At 66.4% G+C, this 12395-nt stretch carries 11 protein-coding genes; 8 read left to right on the top strand and 3 right to left on the bottom strand.

Annotated features, from left to right (window positions below; genetic code table 11):
* The first annotated feature begins 11 nt into the window (after positions 1-11).
* The 6 genes from dapD (at position 12) to DIR46_RS21965 (ending at position 6846) form a co-directional block, all read left to right on the top strand.
* Positions 12-836 carry a 2,3,4,5-tetrahydropyridine-2,6-dicarboxylate N-succinyltransferase gene (gene dapD, locus DIR46_RS21990; RefSeq protein WP_109347147.1) on the top strand — a complete coding sequence of 275 codons (825 nt, stop codon included), beginning with the start codon at positions 12-14 and terminating at the stop codon, positions 834-836.
* Between the two features lie 101 nt (positions 837-937).
* Complete coding sequence (locus DIR46_RS21985) at positions 938-2077, top strand: PilT/PilU family type 4a pilus ATPase (RefSeq protein ID WP_109347146.1); 1140 nt, start codon at positions 938-940, stop codon at positions 2075-2077.
* A 143-nt stretch (positions 2078-2220) separates the two neighbouring features.
* Positions 2221-2580, top strand: coding sequence for an ArsC family reductase (locus DIR46_RS21980; RefSeq protein ID WP_109347145.1), 360 nt, complete (start codon positions 2221-2223; stop codon positions 2578-2580).
* The gene (gene dapE, locus DIR46_RS21975) at positions 2577-3713 is read left to right on the top strand and encodes a succinyl-diaminopimelate desuccinylase (protein WP_109347144.1); all 1137 of its coding nucleotides are present in this window, start codon (positions 2577-2579) and stop codon (positions 3711-3713) included. Before DIR46_RS21980 ends, dapE begins: the two co-directional genes overlap by 4 nt.
* A 32-nt stretch (positions 3714-3745) precedes the next feature.
* The gene (gene prmB / locus DIR46_RS21970) at positions 3746-4639 is read left to right on the top strand and encodes a 50S ribosomal protein L3 N(5)-glutamine methyltransferase (RefSeq protein WP_109348110.1); all 894 of its coding nucleotides are present in this window, start codon (positions 3746-3748) and stop codon (positions 4637-4639) included.
* Positions 4640-4839: 200 nt separating this feature from the next.
* Complete coding sequence (locus DIR46_RS21965) at positions 4840-6846, top strand: ATP-binding cassette domain-containing protein (protein ID WP_109347143.1); 2007 nt, start codon at positions 4840-4842, stop codon at positions 6844-6846.
* A 2-nt stretch (positions 6847-6848) separates the two neighbouring features.
* Here DIR46_RS21965 and DIR46_RS21960 read toward each other — a convergent pair whose 3' ends face one another.
* The 3 genes from DIR46_RS21960 to DIR46_RS21950 form a co-directional block, all read right to left on the bottom strand.
* Positions 6849-7349, bottom strand: coding sequence for a chemotaxis protein CheW (locus DIR46_RS21960; RefSeq protein ID WP_229446360.1), 501 nt, complete (start codon positions 7347-7349; stop codon positions 6849-6851).
* Between the two features lie 124 nt (positions 7350-7473).
* Positions 7474-9384 carry a flagellar assembly protein A gene (locus DIR46_RS21955; protein ID WP_109348109.1) on the bottom strand — a complete coding sequence of 637 codons (1911 nt, stop codon included), beginning with the start codon at positions 9382-9384 and terminating at the stop codon, positions 7474-7476.
* Between the two features lie 280 nt (positions 9385-9664).
* The gene (locus tag DIR46_RS21950) at positions 9665-10030 is read right to left on the bottom strand and encodes a hypothetical protein (RefSeq protein ID WP_229446359.1); all 366 of its coding nucleotides are present in this window, start codon (positions 10028-10030) and stop codon (positions 9665-9667) included.
* Between the two features lie 200 nt (positions 10031-10230).
* Here DIR46_RS21950 and ompR point away from each other — a divergent pair, with 200 nt between their 5' ends.
* Together ompR and DIR46_RS21940 are read left to right on the top strand one after the other, a co-directional pair.
* Positions 10231-10998 carry an osmolarity response regulator transcription factor OmpR gene (gene ompR / locus DIR46_RS21945; protein WP_109347141.1) on the top strand — a complete coding sequence of 256 codons (768 nt, stop codon included), beginning with the start codon at positions 10231-10233 and terminating at the stop codon, positions 10996-10998.
* Positions 10998-12371, top strand: coding sequence for a sensor histidine kinase family protein (locus DIR46_RS21940; RefSeq protein ID WP_109347140.1), 1374 nt, complete (start codon positions 10998-11000; stop codon positions 12369-12371). Before ompR ends, DIR46_RS21940 begins: the two co-directional genes overlap by 1 nt.
* Positions 12372-12395 lie beyond the last annotated feature (24 nt).

The raw sequence follows: 12395 nt of genomic DNA, 5'->3' as shown, positions 1-12395 counted from the left end.
AGACCAGCATCATGACCCAACAACTGCAAACCATCATCGACACCGCCTGGGAACAGCGCGCACAAATCAGCCCGAACAGCGCCAGCCCTGAGGTGCGCGACGCCGTCGCCCACGTGCTTGCCGGCCTCGATGACGGCAGCCTGCGCGTGGCGCAGAAAGACACCGGCACGTGGGTCGTGAACCAGTGGATCAAGAAGGCCGTGCTGCTGTCGTTCCGCCTCGAGAACAACGTGCCGGTCGCATCCGGTGACATCCAGTTCTACGATAAAGTCCCGACCAAGTTCGCCGACTACACCCCGGATGACTTCGCACGCGGCGGTTTCCGCGTGGTGCCGCCGGCCGTCGCCCGCCGCGGCAGCTTCATCGGCAAGAACGTGGTCCTGATGCCGTCCTACGTCAACATCGGCGCCTACGTCGATGAAGGCACGATGGTCGACACCTGGGCCACCGTCGGCTCCTGCGCCCAGATCGGCAAGAACGTCCACCTGTCGGGCGGCGTCGGCATCGGCGGCGTGCTGGAACCGATGCAGGCCAACCCGACCATCATCGAAGACAACTGCTTCATCGGCGCGCGTTCGGAAATCGTCGAAGGCGTGATCGTCGAAGAGAACTCGGTGATCTCGATGGGCGTGTACATCGGCCAGTCGACCAAGATCTACAACCGCGAAACCGGCGAAGTCACCTACGGCCGCGTGCCGTCGGGTTCGGTCGTGGTGTCGGGCAGCCTGCCATCAAGCGATGGCAAGTACAGCCTCTACTGCGCGGTGATCGTCAAGCGGGTGGATGCGCAGACGCGTTCGAAGACCGGGATCAACGAGCTGCTGCGCGGCGTGTAAATTCCGCGAGTGCGTGACGGCCGGTTGGACGCGCGGGCGGGAGGACCGGCCCACGCGTCCAACCTGCCTTGAAACACCCCGAAACAAACGGAGACGATGCGATGGCCATGGACCGCCTGTTCCAGCTGATGAAAGAGAAGAACGCTTCCGACATGTTCTTCGCCGTGAACTCCCCGGTGCACATCAAGATCAACGGCGCGCTCATCCCCATCAACCAGCATCGTCTCGAACCCGACAACATCCTGTCCCTGCTGTCCGAGGTCGCCACGCCGGAACAGCTGCTCGAACTCGAACGCGACAACGAATTGAACATGGGCGTGTCGGTCCCCAACCTGGGGCGCTTTCGCCTGTCGGCCTTCCGCCAGCGCGGCTCGATCTCGGCCGTGTTCCGCTTCGTGCCGGCCGACATTCCGCCGCTGGGCGGACTCGGACTGCCGCCCGTGCTGTCCGAGCTGATCATGGAAAAGCGCGGCCTGCTGCTGGTCGTCGGCGCCACCGGCTCCGGCAAGTCGACCACCATCGCCGCCATGCTCGACCACCGCAACGAACAGCGCACCGGCCACATCCTGACGCTCGAAGACCCGATCGAATACCTCTTCAAGAACAAGAAATCGATCGTCAACCAGCGCGAGATCGGCAGCGACGCCAGCAGCTTCGGCATCGCGCTGAAGAACTCGATGCGCCAGGCGCCCGACTGCATCCTGATCGGCGAGATCCGCGACCGCGAGACGATGGCCGCGGCGCTGGCCTATGCCCAGTCGGGCCACCTGGTGCTGGCCACCCTGCACGCCAACAACAGCTACAACGCGCTGAACCGCATCATCAGCTTCTACCCGATGGAGAACCGCGCCGCCCTGCTGCAAGACCTGGCCTCGAGCGTCAAGGCCATCGTCTCGCAGCGGCTGGTGAAGTCCGCCGCCGGCGGCGCGCGCCAGGCGGCGGTCGAAGTGATGCTGAACACCCGCTACATCGCCGACCTGATCGAAAAAGGCGAGATCGGCCAGATTAAGGAAGCGATGGACAAGAGCCTGTCGCCCGGCTCGCAATCGTTCGAGGGCGCACTGTTCAAGCTGGTCAAGGACGGCCTGGTGACCCAGGACGAGGCGCTGGCCAACGCCGACTCGGCCACCAACCTGCTCTGGCTGCTCAACAATGGGCCGGAGAGCCAGGTCCAGCAAGAGCAGGAAAAGCCGGCGGCACCGCAGGGCGCCTCGTTCACCGAGTTTACGCTCAATTCCTGATCCGACGGTCCGATGCGCCAGGCGGCGCGCCCGTCCGCCTCATCTGTGTACAATCGGCCGGAGCACCTTGTGCGCCGCCACGCGCATACACCATCCTCACGCCTTTTTGAACGACCACGCCGCACCGGCGGCCATGATTGCCCATGACTACGACTCTCTACGGAATTCCCAACTGCGACACCGTCAAGAAGGCCCGCACCTGGCTGGCGTACAACGGCCACGACTTCACCTTCCATGACTTCAAGAAACAAGGCCTGAGCCGCGACCTGGTGCAGGGCTGGCTGAAGGATGTCGATTGGGAAAACCTGGTCAACCGCAAAGGGATGACCTGGCGCAACCTGTCGGACGAGCGCAAGGCGCAAGTCAATGATGCGGACAGCGCGACCGAGCTGATGCTGGAAAATCCGTCCGTCATCAAGCGCCCAGTCCTGCAGGGTGTCGGCCCGGTCTCGGTCGGCTTCTCCGCCGACCAGTACGCCGACAAGTTCGCGAGCGCCAAGTGAAACCTTCCCGCACCCTGCTGCTGACCGAAGAGCTGATCGCGCTCGATTCGATCACGCCGCACGACAAGGGTTGCCAGCAGCGCCTGATCGAGCTGCTGGCGCCGCTGGGCTTTCGCTGCGAAACCATCGAGTCGAACGGCGTGACCAATCTGTGGGCGCGCAAGGGGACCGAAGCGCCGGTATTCGTGTTCGCTGGCCATACCGACGTGGTCCCGGCCGGCCCGCTGCACCACTGGGAGTCGGCGCCCTTCGTGCCGACCCAGCGCGACGGCAAGCTGTATGGACGCGGCGCCTCGGACATGAAAACCTCGATCGCGGCCATGGTGATCGCCTGCGAGGAATTCATCGCCGACCACCCCGACCACCGGGGCTCGATCGCCTTTCTAATCACCAGCGACGAGGAAGGCCCGGCCGTCGACGGCACCGCGGTCGTGGTCGACCTGCTCGAAGAGCGCGGCGAGACGCTCGACTACTGCCTGGTCGGCGAACCGACCTCGAACCACGTGCTGGGCGACACGATCAAGAACGGCCGCCGCGGCTCCCTGTCGGGCCATCTGGTCATCAAGGGCATCCAGGGCCACATCGCCTATCCGCAACTGGCGCGCAACCCGATCCACCAGGCCGCGCCGGCGCTGGCCGAGCTGACGCTCGAAGCCTGGGACGAAGGCAATGCGTACTATGCGCCGACCAGCTGGCAGATCTCGAACATGGCGGCCGGCACCGGCGCCAACAACGTGATCCCGGGCCAGTTGACGATCGACTTCAACTTCCGCTTCTCGACCGCCAGCACCGCCGAGGGCCTGGAAGCGCGCGTGCACGCCATCCTCGACCGCCACGGCCTGGATTACGACCTGGAATGGACGCTGTCGGGCCAGCCTTTCCTGACCGAGAAGGGAACGCTGTCGGACACCATCTGCGGCGCCATCAGGGAAGAGCTGGGCGTGCAGGCCGAACTATCGACCACCGGCGGGACCTCGGACGGCCGCTTCATCGCCCGCATCTGCCCCCAGGTGATAGAATTCGGGCCACCGAACGCCAGCATCCACAAGATCGATGAACACATCGAGCTGCGCTACATCGATCCCCTGAAGAATATCTACCGCCGCACGCTCGAATGCCTGCTGGCCGCCTGACCGGGGCGCCGAACCAACACGAGAACAAGACCATGACCAACACCACCTTCAGTACGCCGCGCGACCTGCTGCGCTACGCCGTCACCCGCTTCAACGGCGCAAAGCTGTTCTTCGGCCACGGCAGCGCCGAGGCCTTCGACGAAGCCGCCTACCTGATCCTGCACACCCTGAAACTGCCGCTGGACCGCCTGGAACCCTTCCTCGACGCCAAACTGCTGCCCGACGAAGTGCTGCAGGTGCTGGCCGTGATCGAGCGCCGCGTCACCGAGCGCGTGCCGGCCGCCTACATCACCAAGGAAGCCTGGCTGGGCGAGTACCGCTTCTACGTCGACGAGCGCGTGCTGGTGCCGCGCTCCTTCATCGCCGAGCTGATCCCGCAGCAGTTCAGCCCATGGCTGACCGATCCGGAAGGCGTCGAGAACGTGCTCGAACTGTGCACCGGCAGCGGCTGCCTGGCGATCATGATGGCCGACACCTTCGAGAACGCCGTCGTCGATGCGGTCGACATCTCGAAGGATGCGCTGGCCGTGGCCGAGCACAACATCCGCGAATACAAGCTGGAAGGCCGCGTGAACCCGATCGAGTCCGACCTGTACGAGAACGTGCCGTTCAAGAAATACGACCTGATCATCTCCAATCCGCCGTACGTGAACTCCGAATCGATGCGCACCCTGCCGCCGGAATACCTGAACGAGCCGCAGATCGCGCTGGCCGGCGGCGAAGACGGCATGGACCTCGTGCGCAAGATCATCGCCGGCGCGGCCGAGCGCCTGACCCCGGACGGCATTCTGGTGGTCGAGATCGGCAACGAGCGCGAGTACGCCGAAGCCGCCTTCGGCCACCTGGGCCTGACCTGGCTGACCACCAGCATCGGCGACGATGCGGTGTTCCTGCTGACGGCGGAACAGCTGCAGACCGCGCAGTAAATACGCGATTCGCCGGCGCTGATCGATTGAGCCGGCGCTGAAACGTCGTCCCCGCGAAGGCGGGGACCCAAGTAAGCATGCGTTGCCGCTACGTTTGATGTGATGGCAGCTCACGAAAACTTGGGTCCCCGCCTCCGCGGGGACGACGTGCATGAGCAAACATTGAAGCAGCACCCGTTCGACTAAGTAGACAAACTCCCATGATCCGAATCCAGAACGTCAGCCTGATGCGCGGCACCAAGCCGCTGCTCGAGGGCGCCGACCTGACCCTCAACCCGGGCGACAAGATCGGCCTGATCGGCGCCAACGGCGCCGGCAAATCGAGCCTGTTCGGCCTGCTGAGGAACGAATTGCATCCGGACCAGGGGCAGATCGACTTCCCCGCCAAGTGGCGCATGGCCTATGTGGCGCAAGAGACCCCGCCGCTCGAGCGCGCCGCGCTCGATTATGCGATCGACGGCGACGTCGGGTTGCGCCGCCTCCAGGCCGAGCTGGAAGAACTGGAATCGCATCCCGATGCCGACGCCCACGGCATGCGCCTGGGCGAGCTGCACGGGATGCTGGCCGACGCCGATGCCTACACCGTGCAGTCGCGCGGCGAACAGCTGCTCCTGGGCCTGGGGTTCTCGCTGACCCAGATGAACCAGCCGGTGGCCAGCTTCTCGGGCGGCTGGCGCATGCGCCTGAACCTGGCGCAGGCGCTGATGTGCCCTTCCGACCTGCTGCTGCTCGACGAACCGACCAACCACCTGGACCTGGACGCCATCATCTGGCTCGAGGACTGGCTCAAGCGCTATCCCGGCACCCTGATCATCATCTCGCACGACCGCGACTTCCTCGACGAGATCGTGAACGTGATCGTGCACATCGACGACCGCAAGCTGAAGCGCTACGGCGGCAACTACTCGAGCTTCGAGCGCCAGCGCGCCGCCCAGATGGTGCTGCAGGCCTCGGCCATCGAAAAGCAGAATCGCCAGCGCGCCCACCTCGAATCCTTCATCAACCGCTTCAAGGCGCAGGCCACCAAGGCGCGCCAGGCCCAGAGCCGGATCAAGGCGCTGTCGCGGATGGAAGAACTGGCGCCGCTGCGCGCCGCCGCCGAGTTCTCGTTCGAATTCCGCGAGCCGCTGGCCGCGCCGAATCCGCTGCTGGTGCTCGACGGTGTGGACGCCGGCTATCCGCTGCTCGACGCGCATGGCGACAAGGTCGGCGCCAAGACCATCGTCAACCACATCGATTTCTCGCTCACGATCGGCCAGCGCATCGGCCTCCTGGGCGTGAACGGCGCCGGCAAGTCGACCCTGATCAAGACCGTGGCGGGCGAGCTCGCGCCGCTGGCCGGGGAAGCGACGCTCGGCAAGGGCCTGTCGATCGGCTACTTCGCCCAGCACCAGGTCGAGATGCTGCGCCACGACGAATCGCCCCTGTGGCACCTGGCGAAGATCGCGCCGACGGTGCGCGAGCAGGAGCTGCGCAACTTCCTCGGCAGCTTCAACTTCCCGGGCGATATGGTGACCAGCCCGATCAAGCCGTTCTCGGGCGGCGAAAAGGCGCGCCTGGCGCTGGCCCTGATCGTGTGGCAGCGCCCCAACCTGCTGCTGCTGGATGAACCGACCAACCACCTGGACCTGGAAACGCGCGAGGCGCTGACGATGGCCCTGGCCCAGTTCGAGGGCACGCTGGTCGTGGTCTCGCACGACCGCCACCTGCTGCGCGCCACCACCGACCAGTTCATCATCGTGGCCGACGGCCGCCTGCAGCCTTTCGACGGCGACCTGGACGACTACAAGGACTGGCTGTTCAAGACCAAGCTGGGCAAGGGAGGCGACGCCCTGCCCGGCCAGGCGGCGCCGGCAAAGGCTGCACAGCCGGCCGCCCGGGACAGCGCGCCGGCGCCGAGCCCGGCCGCGTCGCCGGCCGAGCGCAAGGAACAGAAGCGCCTCGAAGCCGAAGAGCGCCAGCGCCTGGCGGCCCAGCGTAAACCCTTGGAAAACCGGGTCAAGCGCATCGACGAGCAGATGGCCAAGCTGAGTGCGAAGAAAGCGGCGATCGACGCCGAGTTGCTCGACCCGGCGATCTACGAAGCCGGGAACAAGGATCGCCTCAAGACGCTGGTGGCCGACCAGGCCTTCGCGGCGCGCGACCTGGAAGCGCTCGAGATGGAGTGGCTGGAGATCCAGGAGCAGCTGGAAGCCCTGGCGGCGTAAGCTCAGGCGGCCCTCAGCGGCCGCCTCGGCGAGAGCGACATCAGCCGATCGATGTCGATCAACAGCACCTTGCGTCCATCGATGCGGGCCATGCCGATCAGGTAGCCCGCGCCCGGCAGGGGCTGCACGGCTTCGGGGCGCACGTGCACGATACCGGTCACGCTCTCCACCACCATGCCGACGAGCCCGCTCGACAGGCGCAGGATGATCACGTCGGTATCCGGCGCCGACCGCCCCTGCCCCGTGGCCGCGGCCTGGGCGCGGCCCGCGCGCATGTCGACTATCGGCATGATCACCCCATGCGACAACGCCACGCCGCCGATGATCTCGCCGTCGGTGGCGAAGCGCTCGAGGGATCCCAGCAGCTTGAGCTCGTGCACGCGCGCGCAGTCGAGCCCGTATTCCTGCCCGTCGAGCATGAAGCTGAGGAATTCCCGTGAGGCGCTGCTGCGCGGCGCCGGGTAACGGGAGACGGAAGCGCGACGGGTTGAAGCGTGAGGCATGCTGGACGAGGTGACCATGGCGAATCCTTTATGGAGGCAATCACCATCGTATGCCGCGTTCCCGGTGCCGATGTTGACTGTAGTCAACTCCAGCCTTGGGCTCGCCCCGCCCGGCGGGTCAGTATCAGGACGCGGCCTGCGCCTGCGCCGTCGACGTGTCCCACGACCACGCGCCCTCGCAACCCGCGTGCAGCACCTCCGCGCCCTTGGTGTCGCGCAGGCGCAGCTTGACGTCGCGCGCCGTCATGTCCCAGACGCAGCCGAAGTCCGGCTCGTAGGGCAGCGCCAGCACCTGCACCTCGCCCGCCAGCATGCCGATCGCCACCCCGGCCGCCCCGACCCGCTCGAAGCGCTGGACCTCGAACCGTTTCAACAGCGCCATGCCGGACTGGCGCTCGCCGTCGAGCGTCCTGGCTTCTTGCGACAGCCGGCCCAGTTCCTTGAGCGCCGGCGCCACGCTGGCCGCCAGGCGCCGGAACTGCGGCTCCTGTTCCGCCGTGAGCACCAGCTCGCCCTTGCGCAGGCGCGGCGCGATCAACAGGTATTTGCGCATCTCGGGCTGGCCGGTCAGCGCCTCCATCGCGCTGCGGCGCTGCGCCGCCAGCTGGACGAACTGGTCCATCCGCTCGCGCACCTGCGCCATGGCCGCGTCGACGCGCGCGCAGTCCGGGCGCAGCAGCCAGACCAGCATCTCGCCCTGCTTCCACGGCGCGGCGCGGCCGATCGCCACGCGCCGCCCGGCGATGGCGCTGCCCTCGGCATGCGCCACTTCGACCTCGTCGCCGATGATCTCGCAGTTGATCGCGGTCTCGATCCGGATGCGCGCGCCCGAGATCACGCAGTTCTCGGCGCGGTCCAGCCGGACCTCGCCCCTGGTCGCCTGGATCGTCGCCTGGGACGCGACGCCCAGCACCCGCACGCCGCCATTCAGGTTGCGCGCGCTGCCGCCCACCAGGTTGCGGCGCAGGAGGATGGCGCCGCCGCGCGCGACCAGGTGGCCGTACACGTCGCCGTGCACCGTGATGCTCTCGGCCTCGATGATGCGCTGCTCCTGCACTTCACCGAATTCCTCGTAGTCGCCGGCCAGGTGCAGGTTGCCGGTGGTCCTGGCGCTGACGCCGTCGCGGCTGACGATCTTGTCGGTGATGGCGATGCGGCTGCTCTTGGGGTCGACGCTCAGGAAGCCGTCCCGGCGCGCGACCAGGAACTCGCCTTCCGGCGCCAGGTCCACGGCCGTGCCGTCGGCCGCGTAGGTGGACAGGTCGAGGTCCCTGCCCACCTCGGGCGCGATCGGGATGCCGTTCAGGTCGAAGCCGGGACTGCCGCTGGTCCGCGGCACCTTGCGCAGCAGGCGCGTGCCGGCCGCCACCTGCGGGAAACGGTTCTGGAAGCTCATCAGGTCGAGCTTGCCGTTGGCGAGCTGGCGCGGGGCGTCGCTGCGGTGCAGCTCGTTCGTGACCTCCTCGACGCGGGCATCCAGGCCGGGCAGCGGCTCGAGACGGCGCGCCACCACGTAGCGGCCGGCCGCGCCGCTCGCGATGTGGCTGCGGATGGCGTCGACCTCGGCGCCGAAGCGGATGCCCTTTACCCACATGTCGGCGACGAATTCGTCGGCGTCGAGCCGGGTCGGGCGCTCATTGCCTTCCTCGTCGCGCTCGAACACGGGTTCGAAATAGTATTCCGCCTGGCCGTCGGCGATCCTGACCGAGCGGTACAGGGCCTGGCGCTGCGGCGTGAACGGCACGATGTCGGCCGCGATGCGCACCACGACCCGCCCGGCTGCGTCGCGCGGCAGCTCCGGCCCGTGGCCGTACAGGGCCTTGATCAGGACCGGATAATCGAGGCCTTCCAGGTAATGGTTGGAGCGCAGGATACCGTCGACCGCCGCCGCCAGCGTGGTGCCGAGCACTTCGGGATCGGCATACACGCCGTCGTCGCGCCTGGCGATGCAATGTTCGGGCCCCTTCGAGTCGAAGCGGACGGCGGGCGCCACCGTGGCGGGCGCTGCATCGGGTAGTACGGCAAGGTCGGACACGTTCACGCTCCACTTGGCGGTCAATATTGGCGACGGAGACCCTGCCAACAGTAAGGTGGGCGTAAAGATAGCATGTTGCGCAATCTAAATAAACATATGGCAACTAGATTTCTATAAAGAAAATTTGTGGCGCGGCTGACACCATTGCCGCAATGCGAATTGGTGGCCAGATCCGGCAAAAACGCGCCAACTACGCCAGCAAGATGGCTTGGGAAATGTCAAATTCCAGAAACGACAACGGCGCCATCGGCGCCGTCGTTTTACATTGCCGCCCGCATCGTCAGCGGCGGCGAGCGTTCGGATAGAGCTCCGAACCTTCCTTGATCTGGCGCCGCAGGTCACGCCGCTCGTCCGCCGACAGACGGCCACGACGGCGTTCTTCGCGGGCCGCATCGGACTGCACCTCCATGGCGCGGCGATCCTGGTCGCGCATCTCGTACACGCGCGGATCCTGCTGGGCCTGCATCTGGTAACGGTCACGCATCGCCGCTTCGTCGCGGCGCGGATCGCGCTCCTGGTTTTGCGCCGACGCGCTGGCCCCCAGGCCTGCCAGTACGCAGGCGACCACACCGAGGCGCGCAAGCCGGGCGAGCCGGCCGCCATTGGCGCCGAATCCTGCTGGTTTGTCGTTGTGCGCGTGGTTCATGGTGTTCCTCTTCCGCGATGCCTGATAAACGGATAAGCTGTGTTGATCACTTGTCGCCAGTGTAGGTGCATACCGAAAGCGGAGTAAGACTTATTGGGTAAAGTTTGTAACACATTGTAATGGCTGGGCTGAGTCGTGCTTCCGCCCCATCCATAAGAAGTTACCATAGCGACATTCATCTGACAATTCTGGACAGTTTTATGACCTCAACGACTTCGAACAATCATGCGGGTATGGGCGCACCATCGGGCCACTCCGCCAAGATCATGGTCGTGGACGACGACGTGCGCCTGCGCGACCTGCTGCGCCGCTACCTGACCGAACAGGGCTTCCAGGTGGTGACCGCCGAAAGCGCGCCGGCGATGAACAAATTGTGGCTGCGCGAGCGCTATGACCTTCTGGTGCTCGACCTGATGCTGCCCGGCGAAGACGGCCTGTCGATCTGCCGCCGCCTGCGCGGCGCCGGCGACCAGACCCCGATCATCATGCTGACCGCCAAGGGCGAGGACGTCGACCGCATCGTCGGCCTCGAGATGGGCGCCGACGACTACCTGCCCAAGCCGTTCAATCCGCGCGAGCTGGTGGCCCGCATCGGCGCCGTCCTGCGCCGCAAGGGCCCGGACGAGATTCCCGGCGCGCCGTCCGAGACCCCGCAGACCTTCGAGTTCGGCGACTTCGTGCTCGACCTGGGCACGCGCACGCTCAAGAAGAACGGCGAGACGGTGCCGCTGACCACCGGCGAATTCTCGGTGCTGAAGGTGTTCGCGCGCCATGCGCGCCAGCCGCTGTCGCGCGAGAAGCTGATGGAACTCGCGCGGGGTCGGGAGTACGAAGTGTTCGACCGCTCGCTCGACGTCCAGATCTCGCGCCTGCGCAAGCTGATCGAGCCCGATCCATCGAGCCCGCTGTACATCCAGACCGTGTGGGGCCTGGGCTACGTGTTCATCCCTGAAGGTCAGCCGCGCTAGTGTTCACCCCAATCGCCCAGGCCCGGCGCGCCCTGCGCTTCGCCTGGTTCAAGAGCGGCCTGTTCTGGCGCACCTTCTTCCTGATGTCGGTGCTCACCGCGGCCTCGATGCTGGCCTGGATCGGCATGATCAGCGTGTTCCAGCGCGACAAGCAGGTGCAGCAGACGGCCGAGCTGGTGGTGTCGGTGGTGACGATCACCAAGGCCGCGCTGACCCACTCGGCGCCCGACCTGCGGCGCGAGCTGCTGCTCGAACTGGTGTCGAACGAAGGCATCCGCATCTTCACGCTGGAAGACACGGATGTGGTCGACCCGCCGCCGCACAATCGCCTGATGCCCCAGATCGCGGCCATCGTGCGCGAGCGCCTGGGCGCCGACACGCGCTTCTCGAGCGGCGTGAACGGCGTGCCGGGCTTCTACATCAGCTTCAATATCGAGGACGACAAATACTGGCTGATGCTCGAGCGCGAGCGCCTGACCGGCCTGACGCGCGAGCAGTGGCTGGGCTGGGCCGTGGTGGTGGGCCTGCTGTCGGTGGTCGGCGCGGCGCTGATCTCGAGCCTGGTGAACCGCCCGCTGGCGCGCCTGACCGCCGCCGCGCGCGCCATCGCCAAGGGCGAGCGTCCGGCCCGCCTGCCCGAGAAGGGCTCGCAAGAGATCATCGAGGCCAATCGGAGCTTCAATCAGATGGTGGAAGACCTGGCGCAGGTGGAAAAGGACCGCGCCGTGATCCTGGCCGGCATCTCGCACGACCTGCGCACGCCGCTGGCGCGCATGGGGCTCGAAGTCGAGATGGCGAATCTGTCGACTGACGCGCGCGAAGGCATGCAGTCGGACATCGCGCAGATGGACGCCATCATCGGCCAGTTCCTGGACTACGCCAAGCCGACCGAGGCGGCCACCTTCGTGCCGGTGAACCTGTCCGAGATGCTGTCCGACGTCGGCCGCGAGGCGGCCCGCATCCCCGACCTGCACGTCAAGACCGACCTGATGCCGGGTGTGCACGTGATGGGCAACGCGACCGACCTGCGGCGCGTGATCAACAACATCATCGAGAACGCGCGCCGCTACGGCAATACGCCTGGCACCTCATGCACCGACATCGACATCGTGCTGCGCGTGAAGGCCACCGGCCACGGGCGGCGCGCCGTGATCGAGATCGGCGACCATGGGGTCGGGGTGCCGGCGGACCAGATCGCGCAGCTGATGAAGCCCTTCACGCGGCTCGATAGCGCGCGTGGCCAGGCCAATGGCGCAGGGCTCGGACTGGCGATCGTGGAACGGGTGCTGACCCGGCACAATGCGGGCCTCGAAGTGCGCAATCGCGAGGGCGGCGGGTTCATGCTGCAGGTGGCGTTGCCGCTGGCTGCCTGACAGGACTGCTGCCCCATCGCAGGT

Origin of the sequence: Massilia oculi (assembly GCF_003143515.1) — a bacterium.
Taxonomy (GTDB): Bacteria; Pseudomonadota; Gammaproteobacteria; order Burkholderiales; family Burkholderiaceae_D; genus Telluria; species Telluria oculi.
The sequence above is the reverse complement of the archived record's forward strand: the minus strand, read 5'-3'. Positions and strand labels throughout refer to the sequence as shown.

Coding starts and splice junctions, on each gene's coding strand:
- DIR46_RS21965 (WP_109347143.1), top strand. CDS start 4,840: ATGATCCGAATCCAGAACGTCAGCCTGATGCGCGGCACCAAGCCGCTG.
- DIR46_RS21950 (WP_229446359.1), bottom strand. CDS start 10,030: ATGAACCACGCGCACAACGACAAACCAGCAGGATTCGGCGCCAATGGC.
- ompR (WP_109347141.1), top strand. CDS start 10,231: ATGACCTCAACGACTTCGAACAATCATGCGGGTATGGGCGCACCATCG.
- dapD (WP_109347147.1), top strand. CDS start 12: ATGACCCAACAACTGCAAACCATCATCGACACCGCCTGGGAACAGCGC.
- prmB (WP_109348110.1), top strand. CDS start 3,746: ATGACCAACACCACCTTCAGTACGCCGCGCGACCTGCTGCGCTACGCC.
- DIR46_RS21985 (WP_109347146.1), top strand. CDS start 938: ATGGCCATGGACCGCCTGTTCCAGCTGATGAAAGAGAAGAACGCTTCC.
- DIR46_RS21980 (WP_109347145.1), top strand. CDS start 2,221: ATGACTACGACTCTCTACGGAATTCCCAACTGCGACACCGTCAAGAAG.
- DIR46_RS21960 (WP_229446360.1), bottom strand. CDS start 7,349: ATGCCTCACGCTTCAACCCGTCGCGCTTCCGTCTCCCGTTACCCGGCG.